Below are 21,741 nucleotides of genomic sequence, written 5' to 3'. Positions count from 1 at the left end.
ATTTGAACCATTTTCAAACGCCATTGGAAAATCGGATGGACCGACTGGGCGATATCCGGCTGTTCGTCGAAGCCGCGGAGCTCGGCAGCCTTACGGCCGCCGGGCGCAAGCTGAACCTGACGCCGGCCGCCGCGAGTGCGCGGCTCGCGAAGCTCGAGGCGAAGACCGCAACGCGGCTGTTCGAGCGTTCGACGCGGCAGCTGCGGCTCACCGACGAGGGCCGCCTGTACCTGAACTGCTGCCGGCAGGCGCTGCAGGCGCTCGACGATGCGGATGCGATGCTGCAGGAAGGCCGCAACGTCGTCGGCGGCAAGGTGCGGCTGTCGTCGACGTCCGATTTCGGCCGCAACCAGTTGCTCGACTGGCTCGACGAATTCACCGTCGCGTATCCGGACGTGACGTTCTCGCTGACGGCGTCCGACTCCCCGGCGAACCTGTGGCAGGACGAGATCGACCTCGCGATCCGCTTCGCTGCGCCGCCCGACGGCGCGCTGATCGCCCGCCGGCTGGCCGCGAACCGGCGCGTGCTGTGCGCGGCGCCGTCGTTCGTCGCGCGGCATGGCGTGCCGGGCGATCCGCAGGAACTGGCCCGCTTTCCGTGCATCGTGATCACGATCGCGTCCGGGCCGTTGAACGCGTGGCGCTTCACGCGCGGCGACGAAGTGCAGACCTACACGGTGCCGCTCGCGAACGCGTTCGAGACGAACGACGGCGGCCTCGCCCGCGAGTGGGCGCTGCGCGGCCACGGGATCGTGCAGAAGTCGATCTGGGACATCGCGGACGACGTGCGCGCGGGCCGGCTGCGCGTGCTGCTGCCCGACTGGCGGCACCAGGAGGCGCCGCTGCACGCGATCTATCACAGCAAGCGCTACATGGCGCCGCGCGTGCGCGTGCTGCTCGATTTCCTCGCCGAACGCTTCGCGCGCGAGGAGGCCGCGCTCGACGACCTGCTGAACGCGTGCCGCTGAACGCCCGGTCGCGCGGCGCTGCCGGGGTCCGGACCCCGGCAGCCGGCATCGTGCCGCTGCAACCGCATGGCCGCCCGGGGCGGCACGAAAAGCTATAATGGAAAGCTTTCCCGACGGCCTTTTTGTTCGCGTGCACCGCGCGCGTACCGGTGTTCCGGTGCCCGCTGCGCGGCCCGGACGACGGCCGTCCCGATTCACTCTTGACGACGCCCCCAGGTCAACCACTGCGAACGGCGAATCCCCATGACCAAGAAAGTTTACGTAAAGACCTTCGGCTGCCAGATGAACGAGTACGACTCGGACAAGATGGTGGACGTGCTCAATGCGGCCGAAGGCCTCGAAAAGACCGACTCTCCCGAAGACGCGGACATCATCCTGTTCAACACCTGCTCGGTGCGCGAGAAGGCGCAGGAGAAGGTGTTCTCCGACCTCGGCCGCGTGCGCGAGCTGAAGGAGGCGAAGCCGGACCTGCTGATCGGCGTCGGCGGCTGCGTCGCGAGCCAGGAAGGCGCGTCGATCGTGTCGCGCGCGCCGTACGTCGACCTCGTGTTCGGCCCGCAGACGCTGCACCGGCTGCCGCAGATGATCGACCAGCGCCGCGCGAGCGGCCGCGCGCAGGTCGACATCACGTTCCCCGAGATCGAGAAGTTCGACCACTTGCCGCCCGCGCGCGTCGAGGGCCCGAGCGCGTTCGTGTCGATCATGGAAGGCTGCTCGAAGTACTGCAGCTACTGCGTGGTGCCGTACACGCGCGGCGATGAAGTGTCGCGCCCGCTCGACGACGTGCTGACCGAAGTGGCCGGCCTCGCCGACCAGGGCGTGCGCGAAGTCACGCTGCTCGGCCAGAACGTGAACGCCTACCGTGGCGCGTTGACGGCCGGCTCGCACGAGATCGCCGATTTCGCGACGCTGATCGAATACGTGGCCGACATCCCCGGCATCGAACGGATCCGCTACACGACGTCGCACCCGAAGGAGTTCACGCAGCGCCTGCTCGACACGTACGCGAAGGTGCCGAAGCTCGTGAACCACCTGCACCTGCCCGTACAGCACGGCTCCGACCGCATCCTGATGGCGATGAAGCGCGGCTACACGGTGCTCGAGTACAAGTCGGTGATCCGCAAGCTGCGCGCGATCCGCCCCGATCTGTCGCTGTCGACCGACATCATCATCGGCTTCCCCGGCGAGACCGAGGCCGACTTCGACAAGACGATGGCGCTCGTGCACGAGATGAGCTACGACACGAGCTTCTCGTTCATCTACAGCCCGCGCCCCGGCACGCCGGCCGCGAACCTGCACGACGACACGCCGCGCGAGGTCAAGCTCAAACGCCTGCAACATCTGCAGGCGACGATCGAGGAAAACGTCGCGCGCATCAGCCAGTCGATGGTCGGCAAGGTCGAGCGGATCCTCGTCGAGGGCCCGTCGCGCAAGGACCCGAACGAGCTCGCGGGCCGCACCGAGAACAACCGGGTCGTGAATTTCCCGGCGCCGCTCGCGTCGCACCCGCGCCTGATCGGCCAGATGATCGACGTGAAGATCAATCATGCGTATCCGCACTCGCTGCGCGGCGAGCTCGTGCTCGCGCACGACGACGCGACGGCTGCGCACTGACGTTCCCGCACTGACGTTCCATTAGGAGCCCGACGCCACTTTGAAGACCACCCAGACACTGGAATTCACCGCGCCGCGCGACGACAACGCGCGCCTCGCGAATCTCTGCGGCCCGCTCGACGAGAACCTGCGCCAGATCGAACAGGCGCTCGACGTCACGATGCAGCGGCGCGGCCACCGGATCTCGATCCGCGGGCGCGGCGCGAAGCTCGCGCTCACCGCGCTCGAAAACTTCTACAACCGCGCGCGCGATCCGCTGTCGGTCGACGACATCCAGCTCGCGCTCGTCGAGGTGCGTCACACGGGCGGCAACGGCCGCATCGAAGACACGCTCGACGTGCGGTTCCGTGGCGACCCCGACCATCCGTTCGACGAGCCGGTGATGCGCGTCGACGACGAGGAACTCGAGGAGCCCGCGCCGAAGCTGTACACGCGCCGCGCGGACCTGCGCGGCCGCACGCCCGCGCAGCGCGAATACCTGAAGCAGATCCTGTCGCACGACATCACGTTCGGGATCGGCCCGGCCGGCACCGGCAAGACCTATCTCGCGGTCGCGTGCGCGGTCGACGCGCTCGAGCGCGACCAGGTCAAGCGCATCGTGCTGACGCGCCCGGCCGTCGAGGCCGGCGAGCGGCTCGGCTTCCTGCCGGGCGACCTCGCGCAGAAGGTCGATCCGTACCTGCGGCCGCTGTACGACGCGCTGTACGACCTGCTCGGCTTCGACAAGACCGCGAAGATGTTCGAGCGCCAGATGATCGAGATCGCGCCGCTCGCGTACATGCGCGGCCGCACGCTGAACCACGCGTTCATCATCCTCGACGAGGCGCAGAACACCACGCCCGAGCAGATGAAGATGTTCCTCACGCGGATCGGCTTCGGCTCGAAGGCGGTCGTCACCGGCGACACGAGCCAGGTCGACCTGCCGCGCGCGCAGAAAAGCGGCCTGATCGAGGCGCAGCAGGTGCTCGGCGGCGTGCGCGGGATCGCGCTCACGCGCTTCACGAGCGCCGACGTGGTCCGCCACCCGCTCGTCGCGCGGATCGTCGAGGCGTACGACGAGTTCCACGCGCAGCACCAGGACGGCTGACGCGCCCGCGCGGCATGCCCGGCCCGGCCCGCCCGACGGCGCGCCGGGCTTTTTTTCGGCCGCGCGGCGGGCGTCGTGGCGCACCGCCGAATTCGGGTGGGATCGGCCGTTTGGTGTATGCTCAACGCGTTCCAATTGCCTGCCGCGTCATGAAATCGTCCCGCTCCCGCAAGTCCGCCCGCGCCGACAAGGCGACGCCCGAAACGCTCCGTCTTTCGCTGTTCGATGCGAAGGGCAAGGTCAAGTCCGTCGATGCGCAGGGGCTGCGGATCGACTTTGCCGATGGCCGCAGCCTGATGTTCGACCTGTCGGGCAGCTCCGGCGAAGCCGCGGTCGCGATCGTCGCGCAGCACGCCGATCCGTCGATGCGCGCGAAGCTCGCGCTGCAGCCCGAGCACTACGACAGCATCACGCTGCACGTCGGCGCGGAACCCGCGCCGCGCGACATCGGCCTCGACGGCGACGCGATCCGCGAACCCGAGCTCGACCTGACCGTGCAATACGGCGACGAGATCGGCGGCGATCTGCGCAAGGCGCTGCCGAAGCGCAAGCTGATCGCCGAATGGATCACGCCCGCGCTGTTCGCCGACGCACAGCTGACCGTGCGCTTCGTCGGCGACGAAGAAGGCCGCGTGCTGAACGACAGCTATCGCCACAAGGACTACCCGACCAACGTGCTGACCTTCGCGTACGACGACACGCCGGACGGCACCGTGATCGGCGACCTCGTGCTGTGCTGCCCGGTGGTCGAGCGCGAGGCGCAGGAACAGGGCAAGCCGCTCGTCGCCCACTACGCGCACCTGCTCGTGCACGGCGCGCTGCACGCGCAGGGCTACGACCACGAGACGAGCGACGAGGATGCCGCCGAGATGGAAGCGCTCGAAATCGACATCCTCGCCAAACTGGGCTTCCCGAACCCCTACCAGTAAGCCGGTCTGCCCCCGATGCACAACGCCGCCACGCTCCCGCCCGCGTACCCGCCGTCGATCGGCGAGGGACGGCTCCTGACGGAAGACGAGCTCGCGGCGTCGCTCGCGCACACGATGCGCGACTGGGACGGACATCAGGATCTGTGGCTGTTCGGCTATGGGTCGCTGATCTGGAACCCCGGCCTGCCGACCGTCGATGCGGTGCGCGGCAAGGTGCACGGCTACCACCGCGGCCTCTATCTATGGTCGCGCGTGAACCGCGGCACGCCGGAGCAGCCGGGCCTCGTGCTGGCGCTCGATCGCGGCGGCTCGTGCAGCGGCATCGCGTTCCGGCTCGCGGGCCCGACCGCGCAGCCACACCTCGAGACGCTGTGGAAACGCGAGATGCCGATGGGCTCGTACCGGCCCGCGTGGCTGCCATGTGCGCTCGAGAACGGCGAACGCGTGAACGCGCTCGCCTTCGTGATGCGCCGCGACGTGCCGACCTATACGGGCAAGCTGCCCGATCGCGTCGTAAAGGAAGTATTCGGCTGCGCGAGCGGCCGCTACGGCACGACGCTCGACTACGTGAGCCGCACCGTCGACGCGCTGCGCACGAGCGGCATCCCCGATCGCGCACTGGAAGCGCTGCTCGCGCGCTGCCGGTGACGTGGCGGCGCCACGAACAGCGAGGCAGCCGGCCGGGCCTGGATTTTGTCCGCCGCTGCCCGGCCGTGCTTTTCTGAGATAGGATGGAAACCGAAGGACGGCGTGGCGCCCAGGCCCGTCCGTCCCCAGGCGGGGCCTGCGCGGCCGCCCGTCCCGGCCGTCCGGCCGGGGTGACACGGTCGCGCCATGCCCTTGGTGTATCCTTGCCAACTCCGTGACAGCGCGCCCCGACGTGAACCGGGCGCACCACCATGAACGATTCGTATCCCAGTCGAAAGTCAAACGACAAACCCCATGAAAAGCGCTCGCTGCTCGAGCGCCTGACCGACTTCATTTCGCCCGAGCCCGAATCTCGCGGCGAGCTGCTGGAAATCCTCCAGGACGCGCACGAACGCAACCTGATCGACGCGGATTCGCTGTCGATGATCGAGGGCGTATTCCAGGTGTCCGACCTGTGCGCCCGCGACATCATGGTGCCGCGCGCGCAGATGGACGCGATCAACATCGCCGAGAAGCCCGAGGATTTCATTCCGTTCGTCCTCGAAAAGGCGCACTCGCGCTACCCCGTCTACGAGGACAACCGCGACAACGTGATCGGCGTGCTGCTCGCGAAGGACCTGCTGCGCTTCTACGCGGAAGAGGAATTCGACGTGCGCGGGATGCTGCGTCCGGCCGTGTTCATCCCGGAATCGAAGCGCCTGAACGTGCTGCTGCACGACTTCCGGGTCAACCGCAACCACCTCGCGATCGTGGTCGACGAATACGGCGGCGTCGCGGGCCTGATCACGATCGAGGACGTGCTCGAGCAGATCGTCGGCGACATCGAGGACGAATACGATTTCGACGAGGAAGCCGGCAACATCATCGCCGCGCCCGACGGCCGCTACCGCGTACGCGCGCTGACGGAAATCGAACAGTTCAACGAGACGTTCGGCACCGATTTCTCCGACGACGAGGTCGACACGATCGGCGGCCTGATCACGCACCATTTCGGGCGCGTCCCGCACCGCGGCGAGAAGCTGCAGCTCGGCAACCTCGTATTCGAGATCCAGCGCGGCGACGCACGCCAGGTCCACGTGCTGCTCGTGCGCCGCAACCCGCTCGCGAGCCGCCGGGCCGAGACATCGCACGAGGACTGAGCGCCACGCTGCCCGGCGGCGCCCCCGGGGTGTCCCCGGGGTGTCCCCCTGCGGCGTTCCCCTGCCGTGTTCCCTTTAACCGCTTCGCCCACTTACGCTTCACATGGACGATCCGATCCCGTCCCGCCCGGCAGGCGGGCTCCTCGCGCCGGCGCCCGGCCGCGCGCTGCCGCGCTGGCACTACCCGGCCGCGCTGCTCGCCGGCGCAGCCAATACCCTCTCCTTCGCGCCGACGCCGCACGGCGGCTGGCTGCAGCTCGTCGTATTCGTCTGGTTTTTCGCGCAGCTCACGCGCACCGCCAGCTGGAAGAGCGCGGCGCTGACGGGCGGCGCGTTCGGCTTCGGCAACTTCATTTCCGGCATCTGGTGGCTCTACATCAGCATGCACGTGTACGGCGAGATGGCCGCGCCGCTCGCCGGCGGCGCGCTCGTGCTGTTTTCGCTGTACCTGTCGCTATACCCGGCGTTTTCGGCCGGGCTGTGGTCGTTCTGCGCGGGCCATGCGTGGCACCGGCGCGAGCCCGACCCGCGGCCGTTCGCGCCGACCTGGCACGGCGCGTTCGCATTCGCGAGCGCGTGGGCGCTCGGCGAATGGCTGCGCGGCACGGTGTTGACCGGCTTCCCGTGGCTCGCGAGCGGCTATCCGCAGGTCGACGGCCCGTTCGTGGGCTTCGCGGCAATCGTCGGCGTGTACGGGATCGGCTGGGTGCTCGCGCTGTTCGCCGCGCTCGCCGTGCAGGCGATCGCGGCCGCACTGCCGTCGCCCGCGCATAACGTGGGCCAGGCAGGTTCCGGCGGCAGTCCGCGCGTGCGCATCGCAGCGCCGGCCGGCGTCGCCGTCGCGCTGGTGGCGGTCGGCCTCGCGCTGTCGCAGGCCACCTGGACCGTCCCCGCGAACGCGCCGCTGACGGTCCGGCTGCTGCAGGGCAACGTGAAGCAGGACATCAAGTTCGAGGAGGCCGGCATCGACGCGGCGATCAAGATGTACCAGCAGATGATCACCGACAAGCCCGCCGACCTGATCGTCACGCCGGAAACAGCGATCGCGGTGATGATCCAGGAGCTGCCCGAGCCGTTCGCGCGCGCGGTGCGCAAGTTCAGCGACGCCACGGGCTCGTCGGTGCTGTTCGGCGCGGTCGGCGCATCGGTGACCGAGGACGGCCGCTACGTCGACTACACGAACAGCCTGTACGGCGTAACGCCGAATTCGCGCGATATCTACCACTACGACAAGCACCATCTGGTGCCCTTCGGCGAGTTCATCCCGTGGGGCTTCCGCTGGTTCGTCGACCTGATGAAGATGCCGCTCGGCGATTTCGCGCGTGGCGCGCCGGTGCAGAAGCCGTTTTTCGTGCGCAACCAGCCGGTGATGGCCGACATCTGTTACGAGGACATCTTCGGCGAGGAGATTGCGGCGACGATTCGGGACAATCCGCAGCCGCCCGGCGTGCTCGTCAACGTGACGAATCTCGCGTGGTTCGGCGACACGATCGCGCTCGACCAGCACCTGCAGATCGCGCGGATGCGCGCGCTCGAGACCGGACGGCCGATGCTGCGCTCGACCAACACCGGCATGACGGCCGCGATCGACGCGCACGGCCGCGTGCTCGGCCAGCTCAAGCCGTTCACGATCGGCTCGCTCGACGTGCGGATCGAAGGCACGAGCGGCTTCACGCCGTACGTGACGAGCGGCAACTACACGGTGCTCACGGTGTCGTTCGTGCTGCTCGCGTTCGGGTTCACGTTCGGGCCGGGGCTGCGCCGGCGCAACGGCCAGCCGGCGCGCCGCGACCGGCAGGAGTGACGCGGCGGGCCGAGCGCGACCGCATCGGCCGTGCGTCCCCGCCCGGCAAGCGCGGAGGTGAGTCGCACGAGTGCGTCCGCGTCGACGGCGTGCAGGCGTGCCAGCACGATCGCGATGCGTCCGTGCAGCGCGCGCGGCCGGCACGCCGGAGCGGCGTCGACGCCCCCTTTGCCGCCTTCCGGCCGCATCGCCCCGCCGATCCGGTAAAATTGCGGGTTTCAGCACACTAACAAGCCGCGCCGCCGCGCGAGCCGCCCCCGGACACCGCCCGGGATGCCGCCCGCAACGGAGCGCCCGCGCCACGAAGGCTCTTCATGCTTACGTTTCAGCAAATCATCCTGACATTGCAGTCCTACTGGGACAAGCAGGGTTGCGCTCTGCTCCAGCCGATCGACATGGAAGTCGGCGCGGGCACGTCGCACGTCCACACGTTCCTGCGCGCGGTCGGCCCCGAGCCGTGGCGCGCGGCCTACGTGCAACCGTCGCGCCGCCCGAAGGACGGCCGCTACGGCGAGAACCCGAACCGCCTGCAGCACTACTACCAGTACCAGGTCGTGCTCAAGCCGGCGCCGGAGAACATCCTCGACCTCTATCTCGGCTCGCTGGAAGCGCTCGGCTTCGACCTGAAGCAGAACGACGTGCGCTTCGTCGAGGACGACTGGGAGAACCCGACGCTCGGCGCGTGGGGCCTCGGCTGGGAAGTGTGGCTGAACGGGATGGAAGTGACGCAGTTCACGTACTTCCAGCAGGTCGGCGGCCTCGACTGCAAGCCGGTGCTCGGCGAGATCACGTACGGCCTCGAGCGTCTCGCGATGTACCTGCAGAAGGTCGAGAACGTCTACGACCTGATCTGGACCGAATGGGAAGAACAGGGCCCGGACGGCCCCGAGCTGCGCCGCCTGACCTATGGCGACGTGTACCACCAGAACGAAGTCGAGCAGTCGACGTACAACTTCGAGCACGCGAACGTCGACCTGCTGTTCACGTTCTTCAACAGCTACGAAGCGGAAGCAAAGCGGATGATCGACGCGCAGCTCGCGCTGCCCGCGTACGAGCTCGTGCTGAAGGCCGGCCACACGTTCAACCTGCTCGACGCGCGCGGCGCGATCTCGGTGACCGAGCGCGCGGCGTACATCGGCCGCATCCGCGCGCTGTCGCGACTCGTCGCGCAGGCCTACTACGAATCGCGCGAGAAGCTCGGCTTCCCGATGCTCGGCAATCCGCCGGGCGTGCGGGGCCTCACCTCGGATGCCCAGGAAGCCGCGCAGCCGGCCTGGGTGCCGCCGCTCAAGGTCGAACGCAACATCGATCAGGTCTGACGAGATTTCTTCACATCATGACGCACAATCAATCCGCCCCCCTGCTCGTCGAACTGCTGACCGAAGAGCTGCCGCCGAAGGCCCTCGCGCGCCTTGGCGACGCGTTCGCCGAAGGCCTCGCGCAACGCCTCGCGGCGCGCGACCTGATCGAAGGCGAGCTCGTCTTCGAACGCTACGCCACGCCGCGCCGCCTCGCGGTCGTCGTGCAGAACGTGCGCGCCGTCGCGCCGGAAAAGCAGGTCCGTGAAAAAGTACTGCCGGTGTCGGTCGCACTCGACGCCGAAGGCAAGCCCACCGCGCCGCTCGCGAAGAAGCTCGCGGCGCTCGGCCACCCGAACCTGTCGATCGCCGACCTCGAGCGCGCGCAGGACGGCAAGGCCGAAGCGTTCTTCGTGAACTACGCGGCCGCCGGCGCGACGCTCGCCGACGGCCTGCAGGCCGCGCTCGACGAGACGCTCGCGAAGCTGCCGATCCCGAAGGTGATGACCTACCAGCGCCCGGACGGCACCGACGTGCAGTTCGTGCGCCCCGTGCATCGGCTGACCGCGCTGCACGACGAGCGCATCGTGCCCGTCACCGCGTTCGGCATCGACGCCGGCGACACGACGCTCGGCCACCGCTTCCTGTCGAGCGGCCTCGTCGCGATCCCGCATGCGGGCGCGTACGCGGACACGCTGCGCGACAAGGGCCACGTGATCGCGCACTTCGGCGACCGCAAGGAAACGATCCGCGCGCAGCTGAACGAACACGCGAACGGCGATACCGTCGTGATGCCCGAAGCGCTGCTCGACGAAGTGACGTCGCTCGTCGAATGGCCGGTCGTCTATCCGTGCCGTTTCGAGGACGAATTCCTGCAGGTGCCGCAGGAATGCCTGATCCTGACGATGCAGACCAACCAGAAGTACTTCGCGCTGACCGACGTCGCCGGCAAGCTGCGCTCGCGCTTCCTGATCGTGTCGAACATCGCGACGAAGACGCCGGGCGAGATCATCGAAGGCAACGAGCGCGTCGTGCGCCCGCGCCTCGCCGACGCGAAGTTCTTCTTCGAGCAGGACAAGAAGAAGCCGCTCGCCGACCGCGTGCCGCTGCTCGCGAACGTCGTCTATCACAACAAGCTCGGCTCGGCGCTCGCGCGCGTCGAGCGCCTCGAGGTGCTGGCCGGCGAGATCGCGCCGGCGATCGGCGCAGACGTCGCGCACGCGAAGCGTGCCGCGCGCCTCGCGAAGGCCGACCTGCTGACCGACATGGTCGGCGAGTTCCCGGAGCTGCAGGGCACGATGGGCACGTACTACGCACGCCACGACGGCGAGCCGGACGACGTCGCTGTCGCGTGCACCGAGCACTACCAGCCGCGCTTCTCGGGCGACGCGCTGCCGACGACGCCCGTGTCGACCGCGGTCGCGCTCGCCGACAAGCTCGAGACGATCGTCGGGATCTGGGGCATCGGCCTCGCGCCGACCGGGGAGAAGGATCCGTTCGCGCTGCGCCGTCACGCGCTCGGCGTGCTGCGCGTGCTGCTCGAGAAGCAGCTGCCGCTCGATCTCGTGTCGCTGCTGCGCCTCGCGCATGCGCGCTTCGCGACCGTGCCGGACGTCGCCGAATCGACCGACGCGATCTTCGCGTTCTTCATGGATCGCCTGCGCGGCCTGCTGCGCGAACGCGGCTATACCGCGGGCGAAGTCGACGCGGTGCTGAGCCTGAACCCGACGCGCGTCGACGACCTCGTCGCGCGCCTCGACGCGGTGCGCGAGTTCACGCGCCTCGCGGAAGCCGAAGCGCTCGCGGCCGCGAACAAGCGGATCTCGAACATCCTGAAGAAGTCGGAAGGCGGCACGAACGGCGCGGTGCAGCCGACCCTCTTCGTCGAAGCGGCCGAGAAGGCGCTGCACGAGCAACTGGCGGCCGTGACGCCGCGCGTGCAGTCGCAGCTCGAGGCACGCGCGTACACGGGCGCGCTGTCGGCGCTCGCCGCGCTGCGCGCGCCGGTCGACGCGTTCTTCGACGGCGTGATGGTCAACGCCGACGATCCGGCGCTGCGGGCAAACCGCCTCGCGCTGCTCGCCGCGCTGCACCAGCAGATGAACTGCGTCGCGGACATCTCGAAGCTCGCCGCATAAGGGCCGCACGATGCCGATCAGTCCCAACAGGAAGCTCGTCGTCCTCGACCGGGACGGCGTGATCAACGTCGATTCGGACGCGTTCATCAAGACGCCCGACGAGTGGATCCCGCTGCCCGGCAGCCTCGAGGCGATCGCCCGGCTCAACCACGCGGGGTATCGCGTGGTCGTCGCGACCAACCAGTCCGGTATCGGCCGCGGCCTGTTCGACATGGCCGCGCTCAACGCGATGCATCTGAAGATGCATCGCGCGGCGGCGGCGGTCGGCGCGCGCATCGACGCGGTGTTCTTCTGCCCGCACACGGCGGAAGACCACTGCGACTGCCGCAAGCCGAAGCCCGGCATGATGCAGATGATCGCCGAGCGCTTCGAGATCGATCCCGATCACACCCCCGTGGTCGGCGATTCGCTGCGCGACCTGCAGGCCGGCGTCGCGCTCGGGTTCCAGCCGCATCTCGTGCTGACCGGCAAGGGCAAGAAGACGCTCGCCGCGGGCAACCTGCCGCCCGGCACGAAGGTGCACGACGACCTGCGCGCGTTCGCGCTCGATTTCCTTTCAAACGAACACGAGTGATGCGGCCGCCGCGCGCATCCTCCCTTACGCCAGACACACGCCGATGCGCTTTGTCCGTTCCCTGCTGCTGCTGATCTATTTCATTCTGTACACGGTGCCGTACGCGACCGCGTGCTTCATCGCGTTCCCGTTCCTGCGTCCCGACGCGCGCTACTGGATGGCGGCCGGCTGGTGCAAGTCCACGCTGTGGGTCGCGCGCTGGCTGAACGGCATCCGGTATCGCATCGAAGGCTACGAAAACCTGCCCGACGGCCCGGTGGTGCTGCTGTCGAAGCACCAGTCCGCGTGGGAAACGGTCGCGTTTCCGGCGCTGATGCCGAAGCCGCTCTGCTACGTGTTCAAGCGCGAACTGCTGTACGTGCCGTTCTTCGGCTGGGCGCTCGGGATGCTGCACATGGTCCACATCAACCGCAAGGAAGGCAAGCACGCGTTCGACTCGGTGATCCGCCAGGGCAAGAAGCGGCTCGCGGAAGGCGCGTGGGTGATCATGTTCCCGGAAGGCACGCGCACGCCGGTCGGCAAGCAGGGCAAGTACAAGACGGGCGGCGCGCGCTTCGCGATCGAGGCCGGCGCGCAGGTCGTGCCGATCGCGCACAACGCGGGCCGCGTGTGGCCGCGCAACTCGTTCACGAAATTCCCGGGCACCGTCACGCTGTCGATCGGCAAGCCGATCGATGTCACTGGCCTCACGCCCGACGTATTGAACTCGCGCGTCGAAGCGTGGATCGAAGCGGAAATGCGCCGCATCGATCCGGACGCGTACAGCGCGCCCGGCAGTACGGAAAAGCGCAATGCCGCGCGTGTCTGATTCACGCGGGTTGCATCCGTTGTTGCGTACGACAAGACGAAGCGAACTGATGAAGAAGCGCCCGCGGCCACGACCCGCTGTCGTGGCCCTCGACCATCGCCAGCTGGATCTGCCGCTCTTCGACGGGCCGGCCGCCGCACCGTCGTCACCTGCCACGCCCGCCACGCCGCCGGCGCCACCGGATGCGGCCCCGGGCGCCCCTGCCGCTCCCGATCATCCCGCGCGCGACCGCTCGCGCGTGCGCACGTTCGCGCTCGACAGCCGCGTGCTCGAATACCGGCTGAAGCGCTCCGCGCGCCGCACGATCGGCTTCACGATCGACGGCAGCGGGCTCACGATCACCGCGCCGCGCTGGGTCACGCTCGCCGACATCGAAGCGGCAATCGCGGAAAAGCAGCGCTGGATCTTCGCGAAGCTCGCGGAATGGAAGACGCGCACCGAGCAGCGCGCGCTGCCGCAGATCGACTGGCGCGATGGCGCGCAGCTCCCGTATCTGGGCAAGCCGATGACGGTCGCGCTCGGCGCGGGCGCCGTCGCGTTCGACGGCGATGCGAGGAAGCTCGCGCTGCCGTTGCCTGCGCAGGCCGATGCGCAGCAGATCAAGGACCGCGTGCAGGGCTGGCTGCAGGGCGAGGCGAAGCGGATCTTCGGCGAGCGGCTCGCGTTCTACGCGGACAAGCTCGGCGTTGCGTATTCGATGTACGCGCTGTCGTCAGCCGCGACGCGCTGGGGCAGCTGCTCGAGCGACGGCAAGATCCGCCTGAACTGGCGGCTGATCCATTTCCCGATGTCGATCATCGACTATGTCGTCGCGCACGAGCTGTCGCATCTGCGCGAGATGAACCACAGCCCGCGCTTCTGGCAGACGGTCGAATCGATCTTCCCCGAATTCCGCGAAGCGCGGCACACGCTCAAGCATCATCCGCCCGAGCTGCTGCCGTCGCTGTAAACGCGAACGGGCGGCGCGGGATTCCCCGCGCCGCCCGTTTTGCATCTCGACGCACATCGCGCGCGCCGCAGCTCGCCGATTCGTCGCTCAGTGCGCTTTTTTCTGGATGAACTCGATCTTGTAGCCGTCCGGATCCTCGACGAACGCGATCACGGTCGTGCCGTGCTTCATCGGGCCCGCTTCCCGCGTGACCTTGCCGCCTTGCGCCTTGATCTGCTCGCAGGCCTTGTACGCATCGTCGACTTCCAGCGCCAGATGGCCGAAACCCGTGCCGAGGTCGTAGGACGGCGTATCCCAGTTGTGGGTCAGCTCGATCACCGTGTTATTGCTTTCGTCGCCGTAGCCGACGAACGCGAGCGTGAACTTGCCTTCCGGATAATCCTGGCGACGCAGCACCTTCATGCCGAGCAATTCGGTATAGAACCTGATCGAGCGGTCGAGATCGCCGACTCGCAGCATCGTATGCAGCAAACGCATTTCCTGTACTCCTTGGGGACTTGCCAGAACGGCAGACTGTACCAGAGTCGCAGGGATCCCGTCGGGGACGCCCGGTTAGGGACGCCCGGTTAGGGACGCCCGGTCAGGGACGCCCGGTTAGGGTTGCCCGCTTAGGGGTGCCCGGCCAGGAGCGCCCGACGCGCGCCTGGCCGGGCAGCGACAGCGCACGCGATCGCGATCGGGTAACATCGACGCCTCTGCGCACCACGTCGGTGCAGCGCCGCGCACGTGCGTTCCGTGCGGCGTGCCGCGTGCGTGCGTCACGCCCCCGTCCCGAGCCAGACTGCCGTGCGAAACCACCGATTCGAGCGCACCGAACGCGCCAGCTTCCCGACACCGCGTCAGAGAATCCGCCGTGGCGAGGTGCGCCGATGAGCACGCTCGCCGCCGCGCCCGTGCGCCGCGCGCTCGACGCGCGCGCGATCGGCCTGATGCTGCTGCTGTGCGCGATCTGGGGCTTCCAGCAGGTCGCGATCAAAAGCACGAATGCCGCGATCCCGCCGATGTTCCAGGCCGGCCTGCGCTCGCTGATCGCCGCGCTGCTGCTGTGGGGCTGGGCCCGCGCGCGCGGCACGCCGCTGTTCCGCGCGGACGGCACGTTCGGCGCCGGACTCGCGGCCGGCGCGCTGTTCGCCGGCGAATTCATCTGCGTGTTCTTCGGCCTGACGCTGACGAGCGCGTCGCACATGGCGATCTTCCTGTACACGGCGCCCTGCTTCACCGCGCTCGGCCTGCACCTGTTCACGCCCGGCGAACGCCTGCGGCGCGGCCAGTGGCTCGGCGTCGGGCTCGCGTTCGCCGGCATCGCGATCGCGTTCGCCGACGGCTTCCTGAAGCCGCCAGCCCCCGGCACGTCGGTGCTCGCGGGGATCGCCGGCGATGCGCTCGGCATCCTCGGCGGCGCGATGTGGGCGGCCACGACCGTCGTCGTGCGCTCGACGCGTCTTGCGCTTGCGAGCGCGAGCAAGACGCTGTTCTACCAGCTCGCGGTATCGGCCGTCATGCTGCTCGCGCTCGCCGTGCTGCTCGGCCAGGTGTCGGTCGCGCGCGTCACGCCGATTGCGGTCGCGAGCCTCGCGTACCAGTCGGTGATCGTCGCGTTCGTCAGCTACCTGTCGTGGTTCTGGCTGCTGACCCGCTATATCGCGTCGCGGCTGTCGGTGTTCACGTTCCTGTCGCCGCTGTTCGGCGTCGCGTTCGGCGTGCTGCTGCTCGGCGAATCGGTCGGCTGGCGCTTCATGTCGGCCGCGGCGCTCGTGCTGGCCGGCATCGGGCTCGTCAACGCGCCCGCGCGCAAGCGGGGCTGATCGGCCGCGACATTGCCGCTCACCGGATATCCACGCGCGCGCCCGGGCGGCACCGCGCGCCGCTCGACGTCGCGGCCATGCGCAGTGTCGGCGCGCGAACCGCCCGTCACCGCGCGGATCGGTCGTCGCGCGGCCGCAAAAACGAACGAGGCCGCCCATAAGAGCGGCCTCGGCGAACTGCGATCTCGCTGGCGTCAGCGACTCAAACCCGGCGCACGCGACGACGCGTTATCCGGCGCGGCGAGCCGCCGAAAGCGCCTGCGCGACGCCGACATAATCGGCCACGCTCACGTCTTCCGCACGGCGCGCGAGATCGAAGCCGAGCGCGTCGAAATCGATCGTGTCGCGATATTCGCCGAGCGTATTGCGCAACATCTTGCGGCGCTGCGAGAACGCGGCCGTGACGATCTCGCCGAGCAGCACGGGATCGACGTCCGGCAGTTCGTGCGGCTCGTACGGAATCATCCGCACGATCGCCGAATCGACCTTCGGCGGCGGCTGAAACGACTCCGGCGGCACGTCGATCAGCTTGTCCATCACGTAGCGGTACTGCAGCATCACCGACAGCCGCGAGAACGCCTTCGTGCCCGGCTCGGCGACCATCCGCTCGACGACTTCGTTCTGCAGCATGAAATGCTGGTCGACGACCACGTCGGCGAACGTCATCAGGTGAAACAGCAGCGGACTCGAAATGTTGTACGGCAGGTTGCCGACGATCCGCAGCGACGGCTTGTCGCCAGGCGCCGCGAGCGAGCGGAAATCGAAGGCGAGCGCGTCGCCCGCATGAAGTTCGAGCAGTGGACCGAAGCGCTTCTGCAGCCGGCCGATCAGGTCACGGTCGAGCTCGACCGCATGGAGCGGCGACTCGGGCGTCGCGATGCGCGCGATCAGCGGCTCGGTCAGCGCGCCGAGGCCCGGCCCGATCTCGACCATCCGCTGGCCGTGCGCCGGTCCGATCGCCGTGACGATCGAGTCGATCACGCCGTGATCGACGAGGAAGTTCTGCCCGAAGCGCTTGCGCGCGAAATGGCCCTGGTGCTGTCTGCTGTTCGACATCGACTGAAAAAAAACGAAAAACGCGATGAATGGAATCGGGTCGGCCCTCGCAGGCCTGGCCACGTCAGGCCGGACCACATCGGGTCGGCGGGCCGTGTCAGGCCGGGCCGCGACTGGCCGCGTGGCGATGGCGCGCCATTGTCACGGCCGTATCGAGCGCGGCGACCATGCTGCCCGGATCGGCGCGGCCCGTGCCGGCGAGGTCGAGCGCGGTGCCATGATCGACCGACGTGCGGATGATCGGCAGGCCGAGCGTGACGTTGATGCCCTCGCCGAACGTCGCGTACTTGAGCACCGGCAGGCCCTGGTCGTGGAACATCGCGAGCACGCAGTCCGCATCGGCCAGGTAGCGCGGCTGGAACAGCGTGTCGGCCGGATACGGGCCGCGCGCGTCGATGCGCTGCGCGTTTGCGTGCACGAGCGCGGGCGCGATCACGTCGATTTCCTCGCGGCCGAGATAGCCGTTCTCGCCGGCGTGCGGGTTGAGGCCCGTCACGAGGATGCGCGGCGCGGCGAGCCCGAAGTCGCGCCGCAGGTCGTGATCGATGATCGCGAGTGTCTCGAGCAGCCCGTCGACGGTCAGCGCGGCCGACACGTCCTTCAGCGGCAGGTGCGTGGTCGCGAGCGCGACGCGCAGCGGCTTGTCGCCGGTGCCGGCCAGCATCATCACAACGCGCGGCGTGCCGGTGCGCTCCGCCAGATATTCGGTGTGGCCGGTAAACGGAACGCCGGCGTCGTTGATCGTGCTCTTCTGCAGCGGCGCGGTGACGATCGCGTCGTACTCGCCCGCGAGCGCGCCGTCGATCGCCGCGTCGAGCAGCCCGAGCACGTAGCGGCCGTTCGCCGCGTTCAGCTCGCCCGCGCGCGCGGGCACAGCGAGCGGCCGGTCCGCGACGGCGACCTGCCCGGCCGCGGCGAGCGTCGCCCAGTCGGCGCCGACTGCCGCCGCGCGCTCGGCAAGCAGCTGCGCGTCGCCGAGCACCGTGAAGCGCGCGTCGGGCCAGCGCCGGCCGGCATCGCGCAGCGCCTGCACGGTCAGCTCCGGGCCGACGCCCGCAGGCTCGCCGGTCGTGATCGCGATATGCAGCGCGGGCGTCGTCATCGTCGGCTCGCTCAGTTCGGCTGGCTCATGCCGCCGATCTTGTACTGCACGTACGACGAATCGCGCAGCTCGCGCAGCCAGTCCGCGTACGCCTGCTCGGCCTTGCGCTGGCCGATCGCCTGACGCGCGATGTCCATCTGCTGCTGCACCGAGCCTTCCGCCTCGCGGCGGTCCAGCACCTGGATCAGGTGGTAGCCGTACTCGGTACGCACCGGGTTGCTGACCTGACCGTCCTGCAGGTTGTTCATCGCACGCTCGAATTCGGGCACGGTCTCGCCCGGGCTGATCCAGCCGAGATCGCCGCCCTGCGACGCGGAACCGTCCTGCGAATAGGTGCGGGCGAACTTCGCGAAGTCGCCGCCGGCCTCGACCTGCTTGCGGATGTCGACGAGCTGCTGGCGCGCCTGCCCTTCGGACTTGCCCTCGCCGACGCGCAGCAGGATGTGGCGCACGTGGGTCTGCACGATCTTCGGCGCGGCGGCCGACGTGCCCTGGCTCTGGCGGCGGTCGACGAGGCGCACGATCTCGAAGCCGTCCGGCACGCGGATCACCGTCGGGTTGACCTCACCCGGACGCAGCTTCGACGCGACGCCGACAACTTCGGACGGCAGCGAGCCCGGCGACTTGAAGCCGAGGTCGCCGCCCTTCTTCGCGTCGCTCGCCTCGGAATTGTTCTTCGCGAGCCGCTCGAAATCCGCGCCCGACTGCGCCTGCTTCAGCAGCGCGTCAGCCTTCGCCTGCGCGGCCTCGATATCCTGCTGCGGCGCATTCGTCGGCGCCTTGATGAAGATGTGCTGGAAGCGCAGGTCCTGCTGCTGCGACGCGTTCGGCCCGCGCTGGCTCGCGATGTAGTTCGCGACTTCGGCGTCCGACACGGTGATCTTGCTGTCGACCTCGCGCTCGCGCAGCTTCGACAGCGTCAGCTCGGTGCGTGCGTCGCTCGTGAAGATGCTCCAGGGCACGCCTTGCGCCTCGAGCCGCGCGCGGTACTGGTCGAGCGTCATGCCGTTCGCCTGCGCGAGCCGTTGCAGCGTCGTCTGCACGGCTGCGTCGTCGACGCGAATCCCGTCGTCCTTGGCCTTCTGCACCTGGATGCGCTCGAGCACCATCTGGTTCAGCACCTGCGCGCGCAGCTGGTCGACCGGCGGCACCGGCGCGTTCTGCTGCTGCAGCCGGCGCGCGATCAGGCCGGCACGCTGGTCGAGCTCGCGGCCCGTGATCACGTCGTTGTTGACGACCGCGACGACTTCGTCGGCGAGCTGCGCGCCTTGCGCACCAAGCGCCTGCGCCGCAACCGGCGCGGCGGCGAGCAGCGCGGCGGACGCGGCGAGGCTGGATACGACTGCCGCGAAGCGAAGGGTTTTCTTCATTGCCACTGATACTCCATTGAAATCGGGCTGATCCGGTGCGGGCGCCTGTTCTGCCGCTCGCGGGCGCGCCGGCGTTACTCGTAGTTGCTGAAGCGGGACAACGGCGGTGGTGCAGGCGGCAGCGGCGTGTAGCCGGCCACCCCCGCGCGGAATGCGGAGACGAGGCCGTTGTCGACGCTCGACAGCCCCTTCAGCGTGAGCTGCGCCATGAACCGGGTCGCGGAATTCTGCTGTCCCGACGTATTCACGCCGTTCGCGTACCGCTGGATCCCGACCCCGAGCGCCCAGCAATCCGCGTCGTATTGTAAGCCGAGCAGGCCGTCGACCACCCGGTCGCCGGCGATGTCGTAGTTGAAGCGGCCGATCGCATACAGGCGGCGGGTCAGCGGCCACTGCGCGGAGATCAGGAACTGGTTGATCGGCTGGCCGTCGAGCGTCGTATTCGCGCGCGTGTAGCGGTAGCCGACGTTGATCACCTTGCGCACGTCGGGGCTGTAGCCGAAGCCGATGCTCGATTTCACGAGCTGGTTGTTGTTCTGGTTGTACTGGAACGCGGTCTCCGACTGGAAACCGGCGCCCAGCTTGAGCGCGGCGCCCGCGATCAGGTCCGAGTGGCGTGCCAGCGACGCAGCCTGCGCGGTGTTCAGCGTCACGCGCTGGTCGGCGAAGTAGTACTGCTGCGCGATCACGAAGCGCGCGCGCTCGTCGCCCGTGCGCGGATCGATGAAGCGCGACGTCAGGCCGGCCGTGATCCGGTTCGCATCGGCGATCCGGTCGTTACCGACGAACGTGTTCGGCTGGTAGATCTCCGCGAGCCCGAAGTCCGATTCCGCGGTGTCGAACAGCGGTGCGCTCGACTGGTTGCGGTACGGCGTATACACGTAGTACAGGCGCGGCTCGAGCGTCTGGATGAAGTCCTGGCCGAACAGGTGCACCGAGCGGTCGAAGATCAGGCCCGAGTCGAAGCTCACGGTCGGGATCGACTCGGAGAAGCGCTTCGGATTGTTCGACGTGCTCGACGACAGGTGGTTCAGGTCGTACGACGCGAAGTGGTACTGGACCTTCGGCACCACGAAGTAGCCGGGGCCGTACACGCCGTACGCGATGTACGGGTTGAACACGATCCGGTCGCCTTCCGTCGCATCGGCCGCCGTGATGCGAAAGCGCGAGTAGTCGGCTTCCGCGCCGAAGTCGAAGCCGCCGACGTTGTACTTCGCGTACTTCACGTTCAACTGCGGCTCGCGGCCGTATGGCGCGATCGACGGCGGCAACGTCTGCCAGTGCTGGTAGCGCGCCAGCACCGACCAGGGGCCGTTGTAGTACGTCAGGCCCGCCTCTTGCTGGTACAGCGTCTGCGTGCCGTTGACGAACTGGTTCATCGTGCCAAGGTCTTCCGGATACGTGTTGTCCGAGACCTTGTTGTAGTACACGTAGCCGGCGAAGCCGCTGCCGAAGTTCTGCTGGTGCTGCCAGTAGATCGCGTAGCGGTCGCGTTTCGCGAGCGAGTCGTTCGGCAGGTAATTGGCGGTAAACGTGCCCGAATACGTCGGCGACAGATAGCGGAACGTCGCCTCGGTCTGTACCCCGCGCTTCGAAATGATGCGCGGCGTGATCGTCAGGTCGCGATTCGGCGCGATGTTGAAGTAGTACGGCAGCGACAGCTCGAACCCGTTGTTCGAGTTCATCGAGAACGTCGGCGGCAACAGGCCGCTGCGCCGTTCGCCCGACAGCGGGAACGTGAGCCACGGGCTCGCGAAGATCGGCACGCCCTGGAAGAACAGCACGCCGTTGCGGGCCGTGCCTTCGTCCGCGCCGGTGTCGAAATCGAAGCGGCTGCCCTTGATGTACCACGCGGGGTTCGTCGCGCACTGGCACGCGGTATAGGTGCCGTTGACGAACACCGAGCGCTCGCTGTCGAGCAGGTCGGCGCGTTCCGCGCTGCCCGAGCCGCCCGTCATGTTGAAGTGGTACTTCGGCGCCGTCATGAAGCCCTGGTTCGCCTCGACCTTCAGGTGCGCCTCGGGGCCCGCGAACGACGTGCCGCCGTTGATCACCCTGACCTGGCCGTACGCGTCGGCCAGATCCGTATCCTGATCGTAGTGGATCGCGTCGGCCTTCACGACCGCGTCGCCGCGGCGGATCTCGGCCGAGCCCTTCGCGGCCAGGTCCTGCTCGGCCGTCCCGCTCGTGTGGTCGGCGATCACGAAGGTGGCCGGCTTCGAGCCGTCCTTCAGCGGACGCTCCTCGAGCTGGGGCGCGAGACGCAGATCCCACGGCGAGTCGAGCGGCTGCGGCTGCGCGGCCGCGCCCGTCAGCTGCGCGTGCGACACGGCCGGCACGAGGCCGGGCACGGCCAGGAGCGCGAGCGCGAGCCGCCGTTTGCGCGGCGCTCCGTCACCGGGGAAAACATTCGGGAATAGCGGTTTGGGCGGCATCTATCGTTTGGCGAATC

At 68.4% G+C, this 21,741-nt stretch carries 18 protein-coding genes; 13 read left to right on the top strand and 5 right to left on the bottom strand.

Annotation, left to right across the window (positions count from 1 at the left end; translation table 11 throughout):
- The first annotated feature begins 35 nt into the window (after positions 1-35).
- From DID96_RS04975 to DID96_RS04915, 12 genes are all read left to right on the top strand, one after another.
- Positions 36-968 carry a LysR family transcriptional regulator gene (locus DID96_RS04975; protein ID WP_124598150.1) on the top strand — a complete coding sequence of 311 codons (933 nt, stop codon included), beginning with the start codon at positions 36-38 and terminating at the stop codon, positions 966-968.
- Positions 969-1,211: 243 nt separating this feature from the next.
- Complete coding sequence (gene miaB, locus DID96_RS04970) at positions 1,212-2,582, top strand: tRNA (N6-isopentenyl adenosine(37)-C2)-methylthiotransferase MiaB (RefSeq protein WP_124598149.1); 1,371 nt, start codon at positions 1,212-1,214, stop codon at positions 2,580-2,582.
- 40 nt (positions 2,583-2,622) lie between these two features.
- Positions 2,623-3,669: a PhoH family protein gene (locus DID96_RS04965; RefSeq protein WP_124598148.1), complete on the top strand. Its 1,047-nt coding sequence runs from the start codon at positions 2,623-2,625 to the stop codon at positions 3,667-3,669.
- Between the two features lie 149 nt (positions 3,670-3,818).
- Positions 3,819-4,598 (top strand): rRNA maturation RNase YbeY, encoded by a 780-nt coding sequence (gene ybeY, locus DID96_RS04960; RefSeq protein WP_124598147.1) that lies wholly within the window; start codon positions 3,819-3,821, stop codon positions 4,596-4,598.
- Positions 4,599-4,613: 15 nt separating this feature from the next.
- Positions 4,614-5,246 carry a gamma-glutamylcyclotransferase gene (locus DID96_RS04955; RefSeq protein WP_124598146.1) on the top strand — a complete coding sequence of 211 codons (633 nt, stop codon included), beginning with the start codon at positions 4,614-4,616 and terminating at the stop codon, positions 5,244-5,246.
- A gap of 251 nt (positions 5,247-5,497) precedes the next feature.
- Positions 5,498-6,385 (top strand): HlyC/CorC family transporter, encoded by an 888-nt coding sequence (locus DID96_RS04950; RefSeq protein ID WP_124598145.1) that lies wholly within the window; start codon positions 5,498-5,500, stop codon positions 6,383-6,385.
- 103 nt (positions 6,386-6,488) lie between these two features.
- Positions 6,489-8,189 carry an apolipoprotein N-acyltransferase gene (gene lnt / locus DID96_RS04945; protein ID WP_124598144.1) on the top strand — a complete coding sequence of 567 codons (1,701 nt, stop codon included), beginning with the start codon at positions 6,489-6,491 and terminating at the stop codon, positions 8,187-8,189.
- A gap of 314 nt (positions 8,190-8,503) precedes the next feature.
- Positions 8,504-9,508, top strand: a complete 1,005-nt coding sequence (gene glyQ, locus DID96_RS04935; RefSeq protein WP_124598142.1) for a glycine--tRNA ligase subunit alpha — start codon at positions 8,504-8,506, stop codon at positions 9,506-9,508.
- 17 nt (positions 9,509-9,525) lie between these two features.
- Positions 9,526-11,625 carry a glycine--tRNA ligase subunit beta gene (gene glyS / locus DID96_RS04930; RefSeq protein WP_124598141.1) on the top strand — a complete coding sequence of 700 codons (2,100 nt, stop codon included), beginning with the start codon at positions 9,526-9,528 and terminating at the stop codon, positions 11,623-11,625.
- A gap of 10 nt (positions 11,626-11,635) precedes the next feature.
- Positions 11,636-12,199, top strand: a complete 564-nt coding sequence (gene gmhB, locus DID96_RS04925; RefSeq protein WP_124598140.1) for a D-glycero-beta-D-manno-heptose 1,7-bisphosphate 7-phosphatase — start codon at positions 11,636-11,638, stop codon at positions 12,197-12,199.
- A gap of 43 nt (positions 12,200-12,242) precedes the next feature.
- Positions 12,243-13,007 (top strand): 1-acyl-sn-glycerol-3-phosphate acyltransferase, encoded by a 765-nt coding sequence (locus tag DID96_RS04920; protein WP_124598139.1) that lies wholly within the window; start codon positions 12,243-12,245, stop codon positions 13,005-13,007.
- Between the two features lie 49 nt (positions 13,008-13,056).
- A complete protein-coding gene (locus DID96_RS04915; protein WP_124598138.1) occupies positions 13,057-13,956 on the top strand; it encodes a M48 family metallopeptidase in 900 nt (299 codons plus the stop codon).
- 87 nt (positions 13,957-14,043) lie between these two features.
- On the opposite strand, the gene gloA is transcribed toward DID96_RS04915, so the two are convergent.
- Positions 14,044-14,433 (bottom strand): lactoylglutathione lyase, encoded by a 390-nt coding sequence (gene gloA, locus DID96_RS04910; protein ID WP_124598137.1) that lies wholly within the window; start codon positions 14,431-14,433, stop codon positions 14,044-14,046.
- A 392-nt stretch (positions 14,434-14,825) separates the two neighbouring features.
- On the opposite strand from gloA, the gene DID96_RS04905 reads away from it, so the two are divergent.
- Complete coding sequence (locus DID96_RS04905; RefSeq protein WP_124598136.1) at positions 14,826-15,761, top strand: DMT family transporter; 936 nt, start codon at positions 14,826-14,828, stop codon at positions 15,759-15,761.
- A 228-nt stretch (positions 15,762-15,989) separates the two neighbouring features.
- On the opposite strand, the gene rsmA is transcribed toward DID96_RS04905, so the two are convergent.
- The 4 genes from rsmA to DID96_RS04885 form a co-directional block, all read right to left on the bottom strand.
- The gene (gene rsmA / locus DID96_RS04900; protein ID WP_124598135.1) at positions 15,990-16,817 is read right to left on the bottom strand and encodes a 16S rRNA (adenine(1518)-N(6)/adenine(1519)-N(6))-dimethyltransferase RsmA; all 828 of its coding nucleotides are present in this window, start codon (positions 16,815-16,817) and stop codon (positions 15,990-15,992) included.
- 97 nt (positions 16,818-16,914) lie between these two features.
- Positions 16,915-17,919, bottom strand: a complete 1,005-nt coding sequence (gene pdxA, locus DID96_RS04895) for a 4-hydroxythreonine-4-phosphate dehydrogenase PdxA (RefSeq protein WP_124598134.1) — start codon at positions 17,917-17,919, stop codon at positions 16,915-16,917.
- An 11-nt stretch (positions 17,920-17,930) separates the two neighbouring features.
- Complete coding sequence (locus tag DID96_RS04890; RefSeq protein ID WP_124598133.1) at positions 17,931-19,289, bottom strand: peptidylprolyl isomerase; 1,359 nt, start codon at positions 19,287-19,289, stop codon at positions 17,931-17,933.
- Positions 19,290-19,363: 74 nt separating this feature from the next.
- Positions 19,364-21,724 (bottom strand): LPS-assembly protein LptD, encoded by a 2,361-nt coding sequence (locus tag DID96_RS04885; protein ID WP_124598132.1) that lies wholly within the window; start codon positions 21,722-21,724, stop codon positions 19,364-19,366.
- Between the last annotated feature and the right edge of the window lie 17 nt (positions 21,725-21,741).

Source organism: Burkholderia sp. Bp8963 (assembly GCF_003854275.1).
Classification (GTDB): Bacteria; Pseudomonadota; Gammaproteobacteria; order Burkholderiales; family Burkholderiaceae; genus Burkholderia.
Note: the sequence above shows the minus strand (reverse complement) of the source record. Positions and strands in the feature narration are given on the sequence as shown.